Genomic DNA, 20,111 nt, shown 5'->3' on the forward strand with positions numbered 1-20,111 from the left:
TGCAACATATTTGCATTAAGAAATGAAAAGACGAAATACACCAACCAAACAAGCGGTTATTGATTTGTTCAATTCGTGTACGACTGCATTAAATCAGGAACAAATTGAAACACAATTGCAAGGAAAAATGGACAGAGCAACGATTTATCGTATTCTGAATAATTTTTGCGAAGACGGAATGATGCATAAAGTTGTGGGAGATGACGGCGTAAATTATTTTGCGATGTGCAAAACCTGTTGTGAACATACACACCACCACCACGATCATTTTCATTTTCGTTGCACAACTTGTAATCAACTTATTTGTTTGAAAGAAGAAATAAAAATTAATTTACCCGAAGGATTTTCGATGCAAGATTGCAATTGCGTCATCACAGGAACTTGCTCAAATTGCCAATAATAACAACAATGGATTTACAATGGTTTGTAAAATGGTTTAACTCGCCATATTATCATATTTTATACAAGAACAGAAGCTTAACAGAAGCGGAAGATTTTATTCAAAAAATCACGAAATATTTACAACTTCCACAGTACGCAAAAGTGTTAGATTTAGCTTGTGGAAAGGGACGACATGCTATTACATTAAATAAATTAGGTTTTGATGTTTTGGGAATCGATTTATCTGAAGAAAGTATCAAGTACGCTAAACAATTTGAAAATGAATATTTAAAATTTGAAAAACATGATATGCGCGAAGTTTATCATCCAAACGAATTTGACGCGGTTTTCAATCTTTTTACAAGTTTTGGTTATTTTGAAAATTATGAAGATAATTTTAAAGTTTTTGAAGCTGTAAAACAACAAATAAAATCACATGGAATCTTTGTTTTAGATTATCTGAATGCAGAAAAAGTAGTTTCGACAATGATTCCTTATGAGGAAAAGCTGATTGATGGAATTTTATTCAAAATCACAAAATCTGTCGAAAATGGTTTTATCAAAAAAGAAATTGATTTCACAGATAAAGGCGAAATATTTCATTTTGAAGAGTTTGTTCGTTTAATTTATTTCAACGATTTCAAAAAAATATACGAAACGGAAGGTTTTATTTTAGATAAAGTATTTGGAAATTATAATCTTGATGCTTTTGATGAACAAACTTCTGACCGCTTAATTTTAGTTTTAAACAAATGAAAGAAAGTTTAATCTTAATTTCAAGTGTGTTAATAGGAGTTTTATTTTCTCGAATATTACTCAAAAATAAACACAACTCAAAACTGCTACTAACCTTTAGTGGTGCGTATTTTTTGGCGATGACCGTTTTAGAAATTTTGCCACAAGTCTATGGACATCCATCCGAAAATCATAGCCATCATTCTATTGGATTGTTTGTTTTATTAGGTGTTGTTGTACAATATATTTTAGAAACGATCAGTAAAGGCGTTGAACACGGACATATTCATTTACACAAAAAAGAGCAATTTCCTTTCGGAATTTTTGGCGGATTATTTTTACACTCGATTATCGAAGGAATTCCTGTTGCAAATGCAGAATCTCACAATTTTATGTGGGCAATTTTTGTTCATAATATTCCAGTTTCAATGATTTTGTTTAGCGCATTATGTCAACATACAGAATCTAACGCAAAGCGTTTTTTGTTTATGACCTTGTTTGCTTTAGCTGCTCCAATGGGGTATTTCTTAGGAAAACATACCATTATTTCTAATTATTCTTTGGAAATGAGTGCAATTGTTTCGGGAATATTTTTACACATTTCTACAGTAATCTTATTTGAAAGTAATGAAGGACATAAATTTAATTTGAAGAAGTTTGGTTCTATTTTAGTCGGTTTTATTCTCGCTTATTTAACCGTTTCAATGCATGTACATTCTCATTAATATATAAAAGCAACTTATTAAAAGTTGCTTTTTTTATTTTTAATAATCACTATATTTATTTAAATAAAGTTTAAAATGAATAAATTAAGCCAATATATTCTACTATTAATAATTATCACAAGTTGTCACAATTCCTTTGATGGTAAAGCTAATAATGCTTTACAAGGAAATTGGATAAAAGAATATTATCCTGAAGAAACTATGATAGATGAAGATTTACCTCCTCCTGATTTTTTTTTCAAACCTAATGTTTTATACACTTTTCAAAATGATACATTGTTTGACGCTAATCAATTTCACAATTATAATAAAAAAACAAAAAAAAATAATTATTTAGGTTATAAGACAAAATTCATTATTAAAGATTCCATTATTTATTGGTACAATACACTAACAAAACAAGATATCGAGTATGGTAAAATAAAGAAATTTACAAATGATACTATTTACTTCGAAAACTTTATGCTTGTTAAAGAAAAAGCACAACAAGTTTATCAAAACAAATTTGATGCAATAATCGTTACAAGTAGTGGTTGTTATGGAACTTGTCCTATTTATAATTATCGAATAGAGGCTGATGGGACTTTTATATATGATGGTGAAAAATTTACAAATATAGAAGGTCTTTACAAAGGCAAAATTAATAAGGAATATTTTAATTACTTTAAAAAAATATTAAATCAGATTGATATTAAGAATTTACCAAATAAATATGAAAGGCTTGCAACAGATGGTAATTACGAAGAATTAGTCTTTGTAAAAGACGAAAAAGTAATCAAGAAAATTTCATTCTATTTAAATGATGGACCACCGAAAGTTAAACAATTATTAGATATTTTACGATTGATGGATTATTATTTGGAAGATAAAAAACCGTATCAATCTCAAAATTATTTTTCAATTCAAAACCCTCTTTATTTTTATAAAACAGAAAATGGAGAAGATTTTAGTAATTATCAGATGTTCTATTTATGGACAGAATTGATGAAACATCAAACAAATCCATTTAAATTTACATCTAAAACTATAAAAATAAACAATTTTAGACCTAATTATTATTGGAATTCTGAGCACAAATATTTTAACCCAAAAAGTTTAGTATCATTGGAAACGGATCATCAACGCTTTCAAATAAAGTTTAAAAATGAACCAATACAATATTATGATTTGGGTTATAATTTTTTAGAGAATAATAACTATTATACAAATTAAAAAAAAGTTCAAAATTTGAACTTTTTTTTAATTATAACATTTTTCGATGATCTAAAACAAGAATTTCTCCATTCGAAACAAATTTCCATTTTTGATCTTTTTTACATTCATTTTTTGGTGTCGAAGATTTAATATTAAATTCGACTTCTTTGTTTTTCATCAAAATTGAAGTATGATAATCGCATTCACCAATTTTTACATTTGTCGATACATTATCATTTGCCAATAAATCCGTTTCTGGAATAGATTTTATTGCTTCATTAATAATATTCAAATCTAATTCATTGTAAATCAAATCAAAATTATCTGTAACTAAATTTGTCGATAATCGAAATGAATTTGCCTCAACATCAGTACGAATCGCTGTATTTTTAGTATTCAAATCTAATTCTTCGATACGTTTTGGACAATCCAAATAATCTGGAATTTTCTGAGCTTGCTTACTTTGTAAATCTTTCTGAAAAGCTGTAAGTTCAGAAAATAATTGTTTTTTTTCGGGTGAAGCTTCTTTAAATTCTGTTGTTTCTGTTAATTCTTGTTGAGTGAGCTTTTTAATTTCAGGTTTATTTTCTGAACAATTAAATAAAAGAAATAAAGTAAAAAATGAGTAAAAATAATGTTTCATAAGCAAGAATATTTGGTTCTACTAATTTATGAAACATTATTCTCAATTTCAATTATTTAACGTTCTGAATTATAAATTTAATATAAATGATAAATTGAGAAATATTAATTAAGATTATTTATATTTTTCTAAATCTAACCCAAGAATATCTCCAACTTTAGAAAATTCTTCATTTACCTTTGCATTCAAAACAAGTTGTTCATTTGTAATTGGATGATTAAACACTAGTTCATGCGCGTGAAGCATCATTCCTTTCAATCCAAAATTCTCTAACCACAATTTATTTTGCTTGTTACATCCATGCGGACGACTTCCCAAAATTGGATGAAAAATATGACGAAAATGCTTACGCAACTGATGCATACGACCAGTTTCGGGAATTGCTTCTACCAAACAATAACGTGAAGTCGGATGATTGTTATATTCTAAATCAATTTCTGCCGTTTGTAAACGATGAAAATAGGTAATTGCATTTTGCTTTACACCATCATCATTCGTCAAATCATAGTCTATCGTCATTTCTTCTGGCGACCAACCACGCAAAATAGCCAAATATTTTTTCTCAACTTCGCGTGTTGCAAAACGATCATTCATAATTTTTAAACTTTCTTTATCTAAAGCAAAAAGCAAAACTCCTGACGTTTTACGATCCAAACGATGAATGGGATAAACATGTTGTCCACCAATTTGATTGCGTAATTCCTGAACCGCAAAAACAGACGCATCACGCGCATAAAAAGATTTATGAACCAACAATCCACTTGGTTTGTTAATGGCAATAATATATTCGTCTTGATAAAGAATTTCTAACATTTGGCAAAAATAGAAAGTTATTTTCGGTTAGAAAATAGAACAGTATTATATTTATTGCTTAATAAAATTGAATGAAAAAAGGATTGATTATTGGAAAAGGTTGGTTGGGATCAAGATTAGAAAAGTATTTAGAAAAGCAATTTTTGATTGAAACTACGAAACGTATTTCGGATGCAGAAAATTGTTTTTCAATCGATTTTGATCATTACAAATCTGAAAAAATTAAACACAATCATGATTTTGTTATTGTGACAATTCCATTTGGAAGAAGAAATAATTTAGACGATTTACAGAAAAGATTTCAGCATTTAATTGACTTTTTAGGAGATTATAATAATCAACTTATTCTGCTTAGTTCAACAGCAATTTATTCTGAAAATAATGAAATTATTTTTGAAAATCCAATTGAAACTATTCATTTAAATAATCCTTATTATTCAATTGAAAATCAATTAAAAGAAAAATATAATCAATTAATCATTTTACGTTTAGGCGGACTAATGGGAAACGATAGATTTCTTTCTAAATATTTAACTTTAGAACATTCTAATCTATCTCAAATGGTCAATCATATACATTATCTAGATGTTTGTCAAGTGATCGAAAAAATGATTAATTCAAATAAAAATTCATCAATTTATAATATCGTTTCACCAGAACATCCTACTAAAGAAGAAGTGTTAGAATATCAATTAAATAAGAAAATTATTTCCTCTATAAGTCGTGAAGGAAAAATAATTTCAAGTCAAAAAATACAAGATGAATTTAATTATGAATTTCTTTACCCAAACCCAGTTTACTTTAAGGAAAATTAATTTCTTCTCTTTCGTTCTTTCGATTTAAATACAAAATAAAATGTTATCACTGATATAACAGTAATTAATATTGTGTCCCAATTTTCTTTGAATAAAGTCGTGATATTTTCCATTCTTGATGTTTATAAAGTTTAAAATTATAAAAAAAGCTGCTCTTACGAACAGCTTTTTAGGAATTTATCTTAAATCTATTTGATTAAGCGTGAATTGGACGATTGTCTGTAGCAGCTAAAGCAGCTTCTTTGATCGCTTCTGAGAATGTTGGGTGAGCATGAGACATTCTTGTTAAATCTTCTGCAGATGCACGGAATTCCATTGCTACAACTCCTTCTGCAATTAAATCAGCAGCACGAGCACCAATAATATGCATTCCTAAGATTTCGTCTGTGTTTTTATCAGCTAAAATTTTAGCAAAACCGTCTGTATCCATAGATGCACGAGCACGTCCTAAAGCTTTGAAAGGGAAAGAACCAACTTTGTACTCTACTCCTTCTTCTTTTAATTGCTCTTCTGTTTTACCAACTCCTGCAACTTCTGGCCAAGTATAAACAACACCAGGAATTAAGTTATAGTTGATATGAGGTTTTTGACCTGCTAATTGCTCAGCAACTAAAACACCTTCTTCTTCTGCTTTATGTGCTAACATTGCACCAGCAACAACGTCACCAATCGCATAAATGTTAGAAACATTAGTTTGTAAGTGATCGTTTGTTTTGATACGACCTCTTTCGTCAACCTCTACTCCTACGTTTTCTAAACCTAAAGATCCTGTGAAAGCACGACGACCAACAGCTACTAAAGCGTAATCTCCGTTAATTTCGATTTCTTCTCCTTTTTTAGAAGTTGCTTTTAATGTAACATCATTTCCGTTATTTACAACAGAAGTTACACCAGTTGAAGTGTGGAATTTCATTCCTTGTTTTTTCAATACTTTTGTCAACTCTTTAGACAAAGCACCATCCATTCCTGGAATAACACGGTCTGCATATTCTACAACAGTTACTTGAGAACCCAAACGTAAGTAAACAGATCCTAACTCTAATCCGATAACACCACCACCGATAACGATTAAGTGTTTTGGAACTTCAGATAAAGCTAATGCTTCTGTAGAAGTGATGATACGAGTTTTATCTGTTGGTGCAAATGGTAATTCAGATGAAACTGATCCAGTTGCAATAATTGTATTTTTAGCTTCAATTTCTTGAGTAGAACCGTCTTTAGCTGTAACTACAATATGAGTTGCATCTTTAAAAGCACCAGTACCTTCTAACACATCAATGTTATTTTTACTCATCAAGTATTTGATACCAGCTACGTTAGTATCTACAACACCTGCTTTTCGAGCAATCATTTGAGTGAAGTTTACTTTTGGAGCATCGATTTCGATTCCGTGCTCTTTAAAGTGATTTACAGCATCGTAATAGTGGTGAGAAGAATCTAATAAAGCTTTTGATGGAATACATCCTACATTAAGACATGTACCTCCTAAACTTTCTTTCTCGATAATTGCTGTTTTAAATCCTAATTGCGCTGCGCGAATAGCTGCAACATATCCTCCAGGTCCAGCACCAATTACGGCTACATCATAAGAACTCATATAGTTTTATTTTGATTTATTATTATAATTAATTTAAACTCTACAAATATAACCAATATCGAATAGATTTTCGTTATAAAATTGTAATGAATTTTGTTAGGAAATTGGGAAAAATAAGCTATTCTTTAATATCTGATTTGATAAAGTTTAAAATTTCATCTTCTGTGCACAATTCATAATCTGGCTCAATTCCATATGGATAAATGTTCTTTTTAGCATCCATCATATATCCAGCTGTTAAATTAAGCATATCGCCATTAGACAATTTTGTATTCGTATTCATAGTAGCTGCTCCCATCGTTTTCTTACCTAGAACTTTCACATTCGAAAGTGATTTTAACGTAATTAATGTAGCTTCGCCCGCACTACTTGTCCTATGATTAATCAAAACATGTAAATCGTCAGCAAAAAGTGGACATCTAAGACCTAAAATTTAAGGTAGTGTTTTAAAAATCATTAACTTTAATTATGGCAAATTCAAAAAAGAAAACTCCTGAAAAATTTGTAAAAGATATTCGTCAAAACACAAGACGAATATTTACAGCGGAACAAAAGATTTTAATTGTGATGGAAGCCTTACGTGCTGAGATTTCAGTAGCTGAACTTTGCCGCAAATATGCTATTTCACAATCTCAATTTTATAAGTGGAATAAAGAATTTTTAGAAGCTGGTAAAAAACGATTATCTGGAGATATTACACGAGAAGCAACAAGTGATGATGTAAGTGATTTACGCAAAGAGAATCAGCGTTTAAAAGAGATTGTAGCTGATTTAGTTGTTCGCTATGATATCGTAAAAAAAACCTTGGATTCGTTGGATTAAAGACAAAATTCAAGAAATATATGCGATTATCAGCAAGTGAAAAACACGAAATTATACAGATTGTAACTCGTTCTGAAATTGGAGTTAAACGAACTTTAGCGGAATTTGGAATTGCACGAAGTACTTTCTATAAATGGTATTCAAATTTTCTAGAGAATGGATTTGAAGGTTTAGAATCAAAAAATTATTCAACCCATCGAAAATGGAACAGCATTCCCGATTCTCAAAAGGATTTAATTGTAGAATTAGCGTTGGATTATCCTGAATTATCTGCTAGAGAACTGGCTTTTAAAATGACCGATGAATTAGGGATTTATATCTCAGAATCGAGTGTTTATCGGATATTAAAGCAGAGAGATTTAATTCCAGCACCCAATCATATTTTAATTTCAGCCGCAAACGAATTTAAAGATAAAACGAATTTTGTTCATCAAATGTGGCAGACTGATTTTACTTATTTTAAAATTATAGGATGGGGATGGTATTATTTAAGCACGATTTTAGACGATTACAGCCGATATATTATTCATTGGGAATTATGTAGTTCGATGAAAGCAGAAGATGTAAAAAGAACCGTTAAAACAGCTATTGAAAAAGCACAATTAAAGACAAAACAGAAACCAAAATTATTATCAGATAATGGCCCTTGTTATGTGTCAAGTGAATTAAAAGATTACTTGAAAAATACGCAAAAAATGGAGCATGTTAGAGGTAAACCACTACACCCGCAAACACAAGGGAAAATCGAAAGGTATCATAGAACAATGAAAAATGTAGTGAAATTAGATCATTATTATCATCCTGATGAGCTGAAAGAAGCTCTAAATAAGTTTGTAGAAAATTATAACAATTCTAGGTATCATGAGGCTTTGAACAACCTTACACCTTCGGATGTTTATTTTGGTAGAGCAGATAAAATTTTGGAACAAAGAGCAATTATTAAACAACAAACAATTGCAAAAAGAAGGCAGTTGTATTTTCAAGAAAAAATAATAAATTTATAAACCAAACACTCTCTTAATTTTTAGAAAGAGGTGTCCAAATCATTTTGACAACGTACAATCAAAACATAAATTTTCCTTGGATGAATTGTATTTATTATCGGATAATTAATATATCCTTTTGATAAATTATTAACTCCATTAAAAAAATATCCATCTTTTTTTGACCAAGGAATATCATCATTATTAATTTTAGAATATCCTAATACATTATCTTCAAAAAATGGTAATAAAGATGTTATCATTACCCAATTAGAACCTCCCGTATTATCTCTCAAATCGATAATCCAATAATTAGAATTTGCTTGTTCAGAAATAATTTTCAGATTATTGAAAATATAGTCTTTATCACTTATTGTTTTATTGTACCCATGACGCTTAATCCTAATATACGCAACGTCAGGAATTTTAGTTAACTTATTATTATCTTCTACTTTTAACAAACAAGCGCTATCAACTTTTGCTTTCGGAAAACGACCTGTTAATAACACTTTATCTTTCAACTTTTGCTTTCGGAAAACGACCTGTTAATAACACTTTATCTTTCGTAAGATAATGTGTATGATTATTTCCTAATAAAGTAATTGCCTCTACAATCGCCGAATCTTTCGATATTTTAGTTTTCTCGATTACTTTTTTCTCCAAATTCTCCCAATCAATTTTATCTCTATCGATAAAGCCTTTTTTCATGACAGAAAATAATTCTTCATAATCAGATGGAATCTCTGAAACTGATGATTCACTAACGATCTTTTCTTTACAACCAAATGTAAAAAGGATCAAAAAAATAAAAGAAAATTTATTTATCCTCATTGTTCTCTAAATTCATATTATGAAATTTAAAGATAAATGATTTTTAAATACTATAAACTTTTTCCTCTAAAATACCGGATTCAATTTCAATTGGTTGTTCGCTCTGTCTAAAAATTCGGGCCGATAATTTTCCTTTCAATTCCACTACTCCATTTTCTACACGAAGCCAACTTCCTTCTCTCAATCCAACGACAACTTGATGATTAAACTTGTGAAATTCATTGATACGAGTTTCTCTTGTTTCACCTTTATGTGTAGAATTTGGATCAGGATCCAAATAATGCGGATTAATATTAAAAGGTAAAAATTGTAACGCATCAAAACTTGGCGGATAAACAATCGGCATATCATTTGTTGTACCAATTGTTAAACCTGTCAAATTACTTCCAGCACTTGTACCAATATATGGTGTTCCGTTATGTACAGCACTTCTCAACTCTTCTACCAAACCAATTTCATACAACGTTTTTAGCAATAAAAATGTATTTCCTCCTCCAATAAAAATCGCTTTCGCATGCAAAATTGCTTCTTTTTTATTCTCGAAAGTATGCAAACCTTTTACAGAAACCCCAACCGTTTGCAAAGCATCTTTTACATTTTGCGTATATTCATCGTACGAAATTCCCGAAGGTCGCGCATAAGGAACAAAAATAATTTCATCAGATTGAATAAATTCTTTGATTTCATCTTTTATATATTCTAAAAAACTATAGCCGTGAATAGTACTCGTACTTATCACTAATAGTCTATCATTTGGGTTTATCATGTTATTGAATTTTAACTCAAAAGTAAGTTTAAAATAAGAAAGTAGGTAAAAAATTGACAAAAAATTATACCGAATTAGATTACTTTTGTGCAATTCTAAAAAAATAGAATTTCAAGATTTTTAAATCTGCATGAAAAAAATAGTACGCTTCATAATACCTTTATTCATAGTTGTCATTATGATAATAATTGGAATAGAACAAACACTTCGAAAAATTCCCAACGATTACAAATACAAAGCAGATTATTTAAAAGAAAATGGAAAACAAATAGAAACTTTGATTCTTGGAAGTTCACATACTTTTACAGGGCTCAATCCAAAATTATTTACCAATAAAACTTTTAATGCTGCACATTCTGCTCAATCACTAGATTTAGATTATAAAATTTTTGAACAAAATCGAAAATATTTACCCAATTTAAAAACCATTATTATTCCCATTTCGTATTTTTCGTTTACAAAACAATTGAATAATTTTAATCAAAAGAAATTAAAATATTATTCAATTTATTGGAAAATTGATATAAATAATAACGACTTTAATCTTAATTACGAAATTTTTTCAGAACCTATTGATGTTAATTATAATCGAATAAAAGATTATTGGATTCAGGATAAAAATAATTTAACAATAGATATTAATGGTTATATAAAAAAGCGATACGAACCAAGTTGGAATGATAGTATTTACGCTAAAAAAACGTTTGAAAGACATCGTGCAAATTTAAATTCAAATCAAGTACAACGTATTATAAAAACACATTTTTATGATTTAGAACAAATTATAAAACAAGCAAAATCAAATGATATAAAAATTGTTCTATTGGCTACTCCTACAACCAATTTATATAAAAATTATGTCATAAATACACCTCAATATTTCAACTTAAAAAATAATATTAATCGCTTATCGAAATACGATAATGTCGTTTTCATCGATTATTTTATTAATAATAAAGATTTCAATAAAAAAGATTTCAAAAATTCAGATCATCTAAATGCAAAAGGTGCTGATAAGTTAACGTTGAAAATAGATTCTATTATGAATAAATAAAATAAGTTCTATAAATTTTCTCTTTTTTTCTTCACTTATTTCAACATTAAAATCATCTTCGTATCTTCACCTCTCAAACAACAAATAATGAAATTCGTTACTTTCTTAGACAATCGACAAGAAAAAGTAGGTCTTGTTTTGCAAGACTCTATCTATGATTTGACACAGATTAATCACAACTTACCCTCTACCCTAATTGATATTTTAGCTGATGATGATTTTTCACTTATAATTTGTCAACAGATTACAAACGAAATCAATCGTGGTGAACATAAGAAAGCTCTAGTAAAAGAGCCTCAAATCTTGGCTCCAATACCTCATCCTTCAAGTTTTAGAGATGCGTATGCGTTTCGTCAACATGTAGAAACTTCTCGGTTGAATAGAGGTTTGGATATGATTCCAGAATTTGATCAATTTCCTGTGTTCTATTTCTCTAATCATCAAGCTATTCAAGGTCCAGGAAAAGTTTATGCAATGGAAAAACATTTCGATCGAATGGATTTTGAACTTGAGGTCGCAATTGTCATCAAAAAAGAAGGCATCAATATCAAAGCAGAACATGCGGACGAATATATTGGTGGCTTTATGGTTTTGAATGATTTGAGCGCACGTGCATTACAAATGGAAGAAATGAAACTGAATCTTGGTCCAGCAAAAGGAAAAGATTTTGCCTCTATGTTTGGTCCATATTTAGTCACTCCAACCGAAATCGAAAAATACAAAGTTGAGCCTAAAGAAGGACATATCGGAAATTGCTATGATTTAGAAATGTCTTGTTCTGTTAATAATATCGAAGTTTCTCATGGAAATTTCAAAGATATGCATTGGACTTTCGCCGAGATTATCGAGCGTATTTCGTATGGTGTCAAACTTTATCCTGGTGATATTATAGGATCTGGAACTGTTGGTACAGGTTGTTTTCTTGAATTGAATGGCACTGGAAAACGTCAGAATCCAGCTTATCAAGAACAATGGTTACAACCAAATGATACCATCGAAATGTCTGTTACAGGATTAGGAAAATTAGTAAATTCTGTTCATCTTTACACCCAATAAACTCAACTTATGCAACATACAAAATCTTTTGAGCCAAATACAAGTCAATTTGATGACATTTTCAAACACGCCATTTCCCCACGTCCTATTTGCTTTGCAAGTACGGTAGATAAAGATGGAAATGTGAATTTGAGTCCGTTTTCATTCTTCAATATGATGGGACAAAATCCACCTATTTGCGTGTTTTCTCCACTTCGAAAAATGAGAGATGGATCGACAAAACATACATTAGAAAACATTTGGGAACACCCAGAATGTGTGATTAATATTGTCAATTATAACATGGTTCAGCAACAATCGTTGGCAAGTGTGGAATATCCAAAAGGTGTAAATGAATTTGAGAAAGCAGGTTTTACAGAATTACCTTCAGAGTTGGTAAAACCGCCTCGTGTAGCAGAGTCTCCGATTCAATTTGAATGTAAAGTGCGTGAAGTAATTTCTGTTACAGATCAACCAGGTGCAGCTAATTTGGTGATTGCAGAAATTGTGCGCATGCATGTGCAAGAGGATTTATTAGATGAAAATGATAAAGTTTCGCCTTATGATTTGGATTTAGTTGCTCGCATGGGTGGTGATTATTATTGCCGAGTTATTCCGGAATCTATCTTCGAAGTCGAAAAACCTACGCGCACAATTGGTTTGGGAATAGATCAACTTCCTGATGAAGTGAAGCATTCTAATTATTTAACAGGCAATAATTTAGGTCAATTAGGGAATGTGGAAAAATTACCAACTAATGAAATGATTCGTAATTTCAAAGAACAATTGACGCAACGATTAGATATTAAGAAATTTAAATCTGCAGAGGTTCGTCATCAAGTTGCAGCAAAACTTTTGGAACAAGGAGATGTAAATGGTGCGTGGTATTGGTTGTTGATGAAAATTTAGACGATGAACAAAACTGCATTGGTTTTAGGAAGCTCAGGTTTAATTGGCTCTCTTCTCTTAGAAAAGTTATTCAATCATCCTGATTATGCTACTATTGTCGCAATTGTTCGAAAACCTCAACAAATCAATCACCCAAAGTTAATTGAAATCGTAACTGACTTTAATTCAGAAATTAATTTAGATGAAATTGAGCAGATTGATTCTATTTTTTCATGTTTGGGAACAACTCGAAAAAAGACGCCTGATTTAGATGCTTATCATAAAATTGAAGTCGATATTCCGAATCAGTTTGCAAAGCTTGGGAGTCAAAAAGGACTAACTAAGTTTCATTATATTTCGGCAGTTGGTGCAAATGCGAACTCGTCTAATTTTTATTTAAAAATGAAAGGCGAAGCCGAAGAAACTTTGCAAAAGAATACTATCAAACAATTGTTCTTGTATCGTCCATCTTTGTTAATTGGCAATCGAACGGAATATCGTTTAGCTGAGAATATCAGTGCAAAAGTTTTTCCTTTGATTAATATATTTTTACGAGGAAACTTATCTAAATATAAATCAATTGAAGCTGAAAAAGTTGCTCAATCACTTATTGAAAATGATTTGCATTCAACATCAAATAAAGTTTCAATTTTACATTACAACGAAATAATTAATTCGATAAATACAACACAATGATCATATTAGCCGTACTCCTACCTTGGTTATCATTCATTTTAAGAGGAAAAATAATACAAGGCGTTATTTGCTTAATCTTACAAATTACCTTAATTGGATGGTTGCCCGCAGCAATTTGGGCTGTTGCATCACTCCTTGATAGCCGAAATAAAGCAAGAATAAAAGAATTGAATAGATGATAAATCAATATAAAATAGCAAAAGATAACATTAACTTGTACGTCACTTTAGAAATTAATCCTTCTAAAAGGAGAAAATTCTTTTTGTTCTTTTGCATTTTATTGATGATTTCAATTCCGATTAGTTTAATCTCAATAATTGATTCGGAGCCGCAAAATTTCATTATTCCAATTTCTATAATCAGCTTCCTTATTTTCTATTTTATTATTCGATATTTTCTGTGGAATATTTATGGAAAAGAGAATATTATTATCAATAATAAGACAATTAGTTATAATCGAGATTTTGGTTTATATCAAACAAAATATTCTTCTAATAAGTATTCAAAATTAGATTTTGCAATTCAGAAAATTAAAAATGAAAATGATTTAGATGTTGGAGATTTAGTTTTCATTGATTATTTAGAAGATTCTCAATTACCAGAAGTTATTTTTCAGACTTCGATATTAATACCAATTGATGATTTAAAGAAAATACAACAAGAAATTGAATTGCATTTGTTTGATATTGATAAAGATAAATTAGCAGGGAATTATATTGTTTTCTCTCAGAATTGAAATAATTTTTAATAAAAAAGACAACTAATTAAGTTGTCTTTTTGCGTTATTTACGTTCATAATAATTTAAGATTTTATCTTCTTTCCCATCATTATTTTTATCACGATATTCTATCAACACCAGCGTATTTTCATCTACTTTTTGATATTTGTACACAGTTGTTATTCTTGTACCATTAGTTAAAATAAATTCGTTATTTCTTTTATTTACGATTTAATCTAGTAAATTCAATAATTATAGTGAGTTTTTTGAAGAATTTTCGAAATAATTTAGCACTATCAGAATAGAAAAGTAGATGAAAAAAATAATGGTTCTAATGGTTTGTAGTCTTTTGCCTTCTTTTGGAAATGCACAAGAATATACAACTAATAATATTATAATAAAACAAGGAAATAAAACATTTAATATTAATCAAGCTGATCAAACAATTACGCTTCGTCCTGAAGAATTTAGTATTGAATATCTAAATAAACCTTATCAAGAAAAGAAAAATCTGTTTTACGCTGCACAAGCATTAGTGACTGATAGTTCGGCTGATGTTAATTTTCAAGAAGGAATAAAAATAGAAAGCATACCATATTTTGAACCTAGTAGTGGTTTTGCTGCAGAGAAAAACCAAGTCATATATTATCCGTTTTTATCGTATGATGGACATCAATATTTATATTATGTTTCAAATAATGAAAAACGTGTGGATAAAATTGGAACGTCTGGAAATTGGGATATTTACAAATGGACATTAAAAGGTGTTTATCAATATGACGCTGAAATGGATTGGAATATTTACGACAACGATCAAGTACATATTGCTTTAATTATTGATCGAAATTTAGACGGAATTCTTCAAAAGGGTGAATTTTTCGACGTTCATATTAATTTTAAGAAATAACAATAATCTATATCCTAACCTACCTCAACTTATGTACAAACTAAAACATTCTTCGGATTGTTTTAGTTTCTTTGATTCTACAAAAGACATTATATTAGCTCAAATAAACTCAACATCTCAATATGTTAAAAAGTAATAGTGCTTTAAAAAATCTTTTATTTCAACTTATAGTCGTCATTTTATGCGCTATTAGTGGAATTGCTAATGCACAAGAAGTACTGATTAATTTTGAGAATCAATATAATAAAACAGCTCCTAATTCTATTGAACGATACGAAATAACAGGAAAATATGCGCAAGCTTTATTATTTAATAATCAAAAAGAAAAAGCTTTCGCTGTTTTGAAACAAAATATTTCTAGCGCCGAAAAACTGAGTGATGGAAAATATGCTGCATATTTACATGCTGTTTCTGTAATGAATAATCGTATTGATGATAATTTGAATGCAACAAATTATAATTTGCAAAAAGCAATTTATTACAGCGGACGCACAACTGATTATTCAACAAAAGGATATGTTAAATATTGCGAAGGATGGTTGAATTTAAGAAACAATGAAGACTCTAAGGCTGTAAAAAACTTTATTGATGGTCTTAAATTTCTAGATAAAGCTACTGTTACGCCAACTGTTCTTACACGAATGAGTTCTATTTATAACGAATTGACTGGAATTTATTCGAGATGGGATGATTATGAATTACAAGAAAAGTACAGCAAACTTGCTCTAGAAGTAGCACTTAAACAAAATAATCCTAATTTAATTTTTGCTTCTTATATGTCGATTGGATACATGTACGAGCAAAAATTTATGCAAAATGAGAAAAATATTTTTGTACGAGATTTAGCTGAAAAATATTATACTAACGCTATAAATACGTATTATAAAAACAAAAGTGAAATGGCTACAGCGACAGACTTGTCGTTTGTAGCTATTAATCTAGCCAATTTATATCTTCAGTTTTATCCCAAAAACTATCAAGTAAAAGTTATCAAATATGCGTATTTAGCCAAAGAAATTGCTGAACAAAATCATCAATCCGATCACGTTGCTGCTGCTAATGGTATTTTAGCAGAATTATCTTTACAAAATAACGAAGTTTCTACTGCAAAAAATTATTTACTTAATTCGCTTATAAAAGTCAACGAGAATACAATTCCAGACAAGAATATTCTGCTTTCTCTGTATTTGAGTTTATCTGATATTGAAGATCGTGAAGGAAATTACAAAGAAGCCTTGCGTTATTATAAATTGTACACTTCCACTTACAAAGAAATTTATGATAACGAGCAAGCGCAAATCAGTAAACGTTTGGAAGCTCAGTTTGATAAAGAACGTCAGCAACAACAAATGATTCGTTTGCAATTAGAAGCTGAGAAAAAAGAACAACAAATTCAACTAATGCATTCATTAGGAATTCAACAAGAACAAGAATTAGAAAATTCTAGATTAAGTGAAGAATTTCAACGTAAACAATTAAAATTAACTCGATTAGAATCCGATAAACGTTCACAAGAATTAACGATTTCTGAACAAAATTTAAGGCTTTCTAAACTAGAAAATAAAAATAGAAAGGATGAATTGGTTAATTATATCACCGAACTTAATTTCAAAAATAAATTAAACAAATATTACATCTTTTCGATTATCTTTTTCATCGCCTTACTTGCTCTTTTGCTTTATGCCTTAAAACAACGCAACAAACATCTAAAACAACGTGAAGAATTGTATAAATTGGAAATTGAACAAGAACGTCAAAATTCTAAAATATCTACTTTAACAGCACTTCTTGATGGTCAAGAGCAAGAACGTGCTCGTCTTGCACGTGATTTACATGACGGTTTAGGTGGCTTACTTTCTGGAACAAAAATTCAATTAACGCATCTCAACGATAAAATTGACAATCATTCTAAAAAGGATATGGCAAAATCCATTCATCAATTAGATGGAGCAGTTGATGAATTGCGTCGTGTAGCACATAATTTAATGCCAGATTTGTTGTTGAAATATGGTTTGGAAGAAGCCTTAAAAGAATATGCAATCCGAATGTCAAATGAACAATTGGATATTGATGTTCAATTTTTGAGCTATACTAATTCTCTTGACAAAGAAAATCAATTATTGGTCTATCGTATCATTCAAGAATTAGTAAATAATGCCATTAAACATGCAAATGCAGCACAAATTATCATCCAATTTGTAGAAGATGAGACAAACTATTCTGTAACCGTTGAAGATGATGGGAAAGGCTTTGACATGAATAATACAAAACTAACGAAATCAGCAGGTTTACATAATATTCAATCACGCATTCAATTTTTAAAAGGACAATTAAATATACATTCAGAAATCGATTTAGGAACAAGTATAGAGTTCCAATTTCCTAAAATATAACTTATGATAAAAATAGCAATCACAGACGATCATCCTTTATTATTAGAAGGTTTGCGAAATATTTTGAGTAATCAACAAAACTTACAAGTGGTCGATTGTTATGCTTCGGCTCAACAATTACAAGAAGCCTTAAAAACAACAGAAATTGATATTCTTTTGTTAGACATCAATTTATCGGATACTAATAGTATTGAATTGATTAAACCTTTCAAGAAAAAATATCCTGATATGCACATTATTATGTTGAGCGTACACAATGAATACGCTGTAATTAATAGTTGTTTGGAAGAAGGTGCTTCGGGTTATATTCAGAAAAATGCTTCTGTTGACGAAATATTAGAAGGAATTAATTCTATTTTTGATGGAAAGAAATTTCTTTGTTCACAAACCAAAAATGTGATGAGTAAAAAGGAAAAAGATGGTTTGAATACGATTCCGAAATTGACGCGTCGCGAAAAAGAGGTTTTAATTGAAGCTGCACAAGGATTAACAACACAACAAATTGCAGATAAGTTATTTATTAGTACACATACGGTAGATAGTCATCGAAAAAATTTGATCGAAAAATTTAAAACATCAAATTTAAGTTCAGCAATCACATCAGCAATAGAATATGGATTGATTTCAAAACCTTAAAAAATACCTATAAATAGGGATATTTTAATTCTAAAATTTTTATCAATTTTGAAAAAGAAATAACAATCTATATTTCAACCACTAAACAACCCAAAATAAGATTACTAACCAATTCTTATTACCTTAACTACATCTATTGAAAAATCGCTTAGTTCTCTACTTAAGCGATTTTTTTTATATTACTAATTAACTAAAAGTCGTGAGCTCTTCCGTCTTTATTTTTGCAAAAAACTGAGAAATAGGAAGGTTAAAATTAGATCAAGTAAGTTTTCAAAACGATTTTTCATCTAAAATGTAAAAAAACAAGTATCCAGAAAGGATTCAACAATTTCTTAAGAAGAAACAGAATTTTTTATCTAGAAGTAAAATTGAAATCAAAAAACCAAACTTTCATAAAAATTTGGCTTATAATTTTATCGAAATAATTCTAAAATTTCGTCTACTGTAACCTTTCCAAAATAATCTGTTACATCAATAGAATTCAGAACTTTTGTAATTTCTTCTTCGTTATGTTTAACACCAATTAGTTTATTTTCTAAACCTTCAATCGGTTCTGAAGCGAAGAAATCACCAAATATTTTAGCTTTTTCAATTATTCCGCCTCGCTCTACATCCAAGTGAACTTCAATAAAACCTGCTGGAATTTTCTTTGCATTTTTGAAATTATATTTTGGTGAAAAACCAAAATTCCAATCCCATGTTTGGTATTTTTCTTCAATCAATTTCGCAATACCATTCAAATCTTCGATTGTTAAATGATAAATTGTCGCTCCTTCATTTGTTTCTAACATTTCATCAATCAACAAAGCTTTCAACTCGTCCGTCGTCATTTCATTTGGAAAATATTCGATCAAATTAATCACACGTGCACGATTAGATTTGATGGCTTTATCCACATATTTTAATGGATTAATTTTTAATGCATCGCCTAAAACTGACATGTCCGAATTAAAAAGTATCGTTCCGTGTTGAATCATTTTTCCATTACGAGCCAATTTTGCATTTCCACTAAACTTTTTACCATCAACTAACAAATCGTTTCTTCCTTCCAATTTTGCAGGAACATTCAAACTATTTAATAATTTGATGATAGGCTCGGTAAATGTTGAAAAATCCATAAAATCATTCTGTCCTAATAATGTGTGAAAAGAAAAATTTAGGTTCCCTAAATCATGATAAACAGCTCCACCACCCGACATGCGACGAACAACTTTGATATTATTCTCAGTCACATAATCCAAGTTAATTTCTGCCAATGTATTCTGAAATTTTCCGACAATTATTGACGGAGCATTGATATACAGCAAAAAAATATCTTCTGTTGGATAGTGGTACAATAAATATTCTTCTAAAGCTATATTGAAATACGCATCATGAGATGGCGAATCGATGATAATCATACAATTTATTTTTGCAAAGTTAGGAAGAAATTTATGGAATGAAAAAGAGACAACTTTCCTAAAAAAGTTGTCTCATCG

At 29.6% G+C, this 20,111-nt stretch carries 22 protein-coding genes and 1 pseudogene; 15 read left to right on the forward strand and 8 right to left on the reverse strand.

Annotation, left to right across the window (positions count from 1 at the left end):
* Positions 1-22 precede the first annotated feature (22 nt).
* From ACTS9J_RS09700 to ACTS9J_RS09715, 4 genes are all read left to right on the forward strand, one after another.
* Positions 23-400, forward strand: a complete 378-nt coding sequence (locus ACTS9J_RS09700; protein ID WP_221855881.1) for a Fur family transcriptional regulator — start codon at positions 23-25, stop codon at positions 398-400.
* Positions 391-1,137 (forward strand): class I SAM-dependent methyltransferase, encoded by a 747-nt coding sequence (locus ACTS9J_RS09705; protein WP_038331749.1) that lies wholly within the window; start codon positions 391-393, stop codon positions 1,135-1,137. The genes ACTS9J_RS09700 and ACTS9J_RS09705 overlap by 10 nt, the downstream gene beginning before the upstream one ends.
* The gene (locus tag ACTS9J_RS09710; protein ID WP_221855878.1) at positions 1,134-1,841 is read left to right on the forward strand and encodes a ZIP family metal transporter; all 708 of its coding nucleotides are present in this window, start codon (positions 1,134-1,136) and stop codon (positions 1,839-1,841) included. Before ACTS9J_RS09705 ends, ACTS9J_RS09710 begins: the two co-directional genes overlap by 4 nt.
* Before the next feature lie 75 nt (positions 1,842-1,916).
* The gene (locus tag ACTS9J_RS09715) at positions 1,917-3,053 is read left to right on the forward strand and encodes a DUF6438 domain-containing protein (RefSeq protein WP_448353169.1); all 1,137 of its coding nucleotides are present in this window, start codon (positions 1,917-1,919) and stop codon (positions 3,051-3,053) included.
* 31 nt (positions 3,054-3,084) lie between these two features.
* Here the strand turns inward: ACTS9J_RS09715 and ACTS9J_RS09720 are convergent, their stop codons facing one another.
* Together ACTS9J_RS09720 and ACTS9J_RS09725 are read right to left on the reverse strand one after the other, a co-directional pair.
* Positions 3,085-3,678 carry a hypothetical protein gene (locus ACTS9J_RS09720; RefSeq protein ID WP_038331490.1) on the reverse strand — a complete coding sequence of 198 codons (594 nt, stop codon included), beginning with the start codon at positions 3,676-3,678 and terminating at the stop codon, positions 3,085-3,087.
* A gap of 114 nt (positions 3,679-3,792) precedes the next feature.
* A complete protein-coding gene (locus tag ACTS9J_RS09725; protein WP_038331486.1) occupies positions 3,793-4,491 on the reverse strand; it encodes a pseudouridine synthase in 699 nt (232 codons plus the stop codon).
* Positions 4,492-4,562: 71 nt separating this feature from the next.
* Here ACTS9J_RS09725 and ACTS9J_RS09730 point away from each other — a divergent pair, with 71 nt between their 5' ends.
* Positions 4,563-5,306 carry a hypothetical protein gene (locus ACTS9J_RS09730; RefSeq protein ID WP_416410980.1) on the forward strand — a complete coding sequence of 248 codons (744 nt, stop codon included), beginning with the start codon at positions 4,563-4,565 and terminating at the stop codon, positions 5,304-5,306.
* A gap of 196 nt (positions 5,307-5,502) precedes the next feature.
* Here ACTS9J_RS09730 and lpdA read toward each other — a convergent pair whose 3' ends face one another.
* Entirely contained in the window at positions 5,503-6,903 is a 1,401-nt protein-coding gene (gene lpdA / locus ACTS9J_RS09735; protein WP_115000751.1) for a dihydrolipoyl dehydrogenase, read from the reverse strand.
* 118 nt (positions 6,904-7,021) lie between these two features.
* On the reverse strand, positions 7,022-7,336 hold the full coding sequence (locus ACTS9J_RS09740; protein ID WP_448353469.1) for a S41 family peptidase: 315 nt from the start codon (positions 7,334-7,336) through the stop codon (positions 7,022-7,024).
* Positions 7,337-7,371: 35 nt separating this feature from the next.
* Here ACTS9J_RS09740 and ACTS9J_RS09745 point away from each other — a divergent pair.
* Positions 7,372-8,729, forward strand: a pseudogene (locus tag ACTS9J_RS09745) (IS3 family transposase).
* Positions 8,730-8,749: 20 nt separating this feature from the next.
* Here the strand turns inward: ACTS9J_RS09745 and ACTS9J_RS09750 are convergent.
* The 3 genes from ACTS9J_RS09750 to pepE are packed head-to-tail and all read right to left on the reverse strand — an operon-like array spanning position 8,750 to position 10,305.
* A complete protein-coding gene (locus ACTS9J_RS09750; protein WP_448353170.1) occupies positions 8,750-9,229 on the reverse strand; it encodes a S41 family peptidase in 480 nt (159 codons plus the stop codon).
* Positions 9,219-9,539: a hypothetical protein gene (locus ACTS9J_RS09755; protein ID WP_125349335.1), complete on the reverse strand. Its 321-nt coding sequence runs from the start codon at positions 9,537-9,539 to the stop codon at positions 9,219-9,221. The genes ACTS9J_RS09750 and ACTS9J_RS09755 overlap by 11 nt, the downstream gene beginning before the upstream one ends.
* A gap of 43 nt (positions 9,540-9,582) precedes the next feature.
* On the reverse strand, positions 9,583-10,305 hold the full coding sequence (gene pepE / locus ACTS9J_RS09760; protein ID WP_286496298.1) for a dipeptidase PepE: 723 nt from the start codon (positions 10,303-10,305) through the stop codon (positions 9,583-9,585).
* Between the two features lie 178 nt (positions 10,306-10,483).
* Between pepE and ACTS9J_RS09765 the strand changes: the two genes are divergently transcribed.
* The 9 genes from ACTS9J_RS09765 to ACTS9J_RS09805 all read left to right on the forward strand — a co-directional run bounded on the left by ACTS9J_RS09765 (position 10,484) and on the right by ACTS9J_RS09805 (position 18,633).
* Positions 10,484-11,359: a hypothetical protein gene (locus ACTS9J_RS09765; protein WP_286496299.1), complete on the forward strand. Its 876-nt coding sequence runs from the start codon at positions 10,484-10,486 to the stop codon at positions 11,357-11,359.
* A gap of 87 nt (positions 11,360-11,446) precedes the next feature.
* Positions 11,447-12,415, forward strand: coding sequence for a fumarylacetoacetate hydrolase family protein (locus tag ACTS9J_RS09770; protein ID WP_448353171.1), 969 nt, complete (start codon positions 11,447-11,449; stop codon positions 12,413-12,415).
* Positions 12,416-12,424: 9 nt separating this feature from the next.
* Complete coding sequence (locus ACTS9J_RS09775) at positions 12,425-13,303, forward strand: flavin reductase family protein (RefSeq protein WP_038330496.1); 879 nt, start codon at positions 12,425-12,427, stop codon at positions 13,301-13,303.
* 3 nt (positions 13,304-13,306) lie between these two features.
* Entirely contained in the window at positions 13,307-13,978 is a 672-nt protein-coding gene (locus ACTS9J_RS09780) for an NAD(P)H-binding protein (protein WP_115000417.1), read from the forward strand.
* Positions 13,975-14,157, forward strand: a complete 183-nt coding sequence (locus ACTS9J_RS09785; RefSeq protein ID WP_038330492.1) for a YqaE/Pmp3 family membrane protein — start codon at positions 13,975-13,977, stop codon at positions 14,155-14,157. Before ACTS9J_RS09780 ends, ACTS9J_RS09785 begins: the two co-directional genes overlap by 4 nt.
* Positions 14,154-14,714: a hypothetical protein gene (locus ACTS9J_RS09790; protein ID WP_147279990.1), complete on the forward strand. Its 561-nt coding sequence runs from the start codon at positions 14,154-14,156 to the stop codon at positions 14,712-14,714. The genes ACTS9J_RS09785 and ACTS9J_RS09790 overlap by 4 nt, the downstream gene beginning before the upstream one ends.
* Before the next feature lie 296 nt (positions 14,715-15,010).
* On the forward strand, positions 15,011-15,604 hold the full coding sequence (locus ACTS9J_RS09795) for a hypothetical protein (RefSeq protein WP_291049288.1): 594 nt from the start codon (positions 15,011-15,013) through the stop codon (positions 15,602-15,604).
* 122 nt (positions 15,605-15,726) lie between these two features.
* On the forward strand, positions 15,727-17,997 hold the full coding sequence (locus ACTS9J_RS09800; RefSeq protein ID WP_448353172.1) for a histidine kinase: 2,271 nt from the start codon (positions 15,727-15,729) through the stop codon (positions 17,995-17,997).
* Positions 17,998-18,000: 3 nt separating this feature from the next.
* Complete coding sequence (locus ACTS9J_RS09805) at positions 18,001-18,633, forward strand: response regulator transcription factor (protein ID WP_125349324.1); 633 nt, start codon at positions 18,001-18,003, stop codon at positions 18,631-18,633.
* A 413-nt stretch (positions 18,634-19,046) separates the two neighbouring features.
* On the opposite strand, the gene ACTS9J_RS09810 is transcribed toward ACTS9J_RS09805, so the two are convergent.
* Positions 19,047-20,033: a lipoate--protein ligase gene (locus tag ACTS9J_RS09810; protein WP_219035158.1), complete on the reverse strand. Its 987-nt coding sequence runs from the start codon at positions 20,031-20,033 to the stop codon at positions 19,047-19,049.
* Positions 20,034-20,111 lie beyond the last annotated feature (78 nt).

Source organism: Empedobacter sp. ULE_I140 (assembly GCF_053482575.1).

What these genes read in the sequence shown, in the direction of transcription:
- ACTS9J_RS09780 (WP_115000417.1), top strand. Translation starts at nt 13,307, where the DNA reads ATGAACAAAACTGCATTGGTTTTAGGAAGCTCAGGTTTAATTGGCTCT.
- ACTS9J_RS09725 (WP_038331486.1), bottom strand. Translation starts at nt 4,491, where the DNA reads ATGTTAGAAATTCTTTATCAAGACGAATATATTATTGCCATTAACAAA.
- ACTS9J_RS09785 (WP_038330492.1), top strand. Translation starts at nt 13,975, where the DNA reads ATGATCATATTAGCCGTACTCCTACCTTGGTTATCATTCATTTTAAGA.
- ACTS9J_RS09770 (WP_448353171.1), top strand. Translation starts at nt 11,447, where the DNA reads ATGAAATTCGTTACTTTCTTAGACAATCGACAAGAAAAAGTAGGTCTT.
- ACTS9J_RS09700 (WP_221855881.1), top strand. Translation starts at nt 23, where the DNA reads ATGAAAAGACGAAATACACCAACCAAACAAGCGGTTATTGATTTGTTC.
- lpdA (WP_115000751.1), bottom strand. Translation starts at nt 6,903, where the DNA reads ATGAGTTCTTATGATGTAGCCGTAATTGGTGCTGGACCTGGAGGATAT.
- ACTS9J_RS09810 (WP_219035158.1), bottom strand. Translation starts at nt 20,033, where the DNA reads ATGATTATCATCGATTCGCCATCTCATGATGCGTATTTCAATATAGCT.
- ACTS9J_RS09715 (WP_448353169.1), top strand. Translation starts at nt 1,917, where the DNA reads ATGAATAAATTAAGCCAATATATTCTACTATTAATAATTATCACAAGT.
- ACTS9J_RS09710 (WP_221855878.1), top strand. Translation starts at nt 1,134, where the DNA reads ATGAAAGAAAGTTTAATCTTAATTTCAAGTGTGTTAATAGGAGTTTTA.
- ACTS9J_RS09765 (WP_286496299.1), top strand. Translation starts at nt 10,484, where the DNA reads ATGATAATAATTGGAATAGAACAAACACTTCGAAAAATTCCCAACGAT.
- pepE (WP_286496298.1), bottom strand. Translation starts at nt 10,305, where the DNA reads ATGATAAACCCAAATGATAGACTATTAGTGATAAGTACGAGTACTATT.
- ACTS9J_RS09720 (WP_038331490.1), bottom strand. Translation starts at nt 3,678, where the DNA reads ATGAAACATTATTTTTACTCATTTTTTACTTTATTTCTTTTATTTAAT.
- ACTS9J_RS09805 (WP_125349324.1), top strand. Translation starts at nt 18,001, where the DNA reads ATGATAAAAATAGCAATCACAGACGATCATCCTTTATTATTAGAAGGT.
- ACTS9J_RS09755 (WP_125349335.1), bottom strand. Translation starts at nt 9,539, where the DNA reads ATGAGGATAAATAAATTTTCTTTTATTTTTTTGATCCTTTTTACATTT.
- ACTS9J_RS09795 (WP_291049288.1), top strand. Translation starts at nt 15,011, where the DNA reads ATGAAAAAAATAATGGTTCTAATGGTTTGTAGTCTTTTGCCTTCTTTT.
- ACTS9J_RS09775 (WP_038330496.1), top strand. Translation starts at nt 12,425, where the DNA reads ATGCAACATACAAAATCTTTTGAGCCAAATACAAGTCAATTTGATGAC.
- ACTS9J_RS09790 (WP_147279990.1), top strand. Translation starts at nt 14,154, where the DNA reads ATGATAAATCAATATAAAATAGCAAAAGATAACATTAACTTGTACGTC.
- ACTS9J_RS09730 (WP_416410980.1), top strand. Translation starts at nt 4,563, where the DNA reads ATGAAAAAAGGATTGATTATTGGAAAAGGTTGGTTGGGATCAAGATTA.
- ACTS9J_RS09800 (WP_448353172.1), top strand. Translation starts at nt 15,727, where the DNA reads ATGTTAAAAAGTAATAGTGCTTTAAAAAATCTTTTATTTCAACTTATA.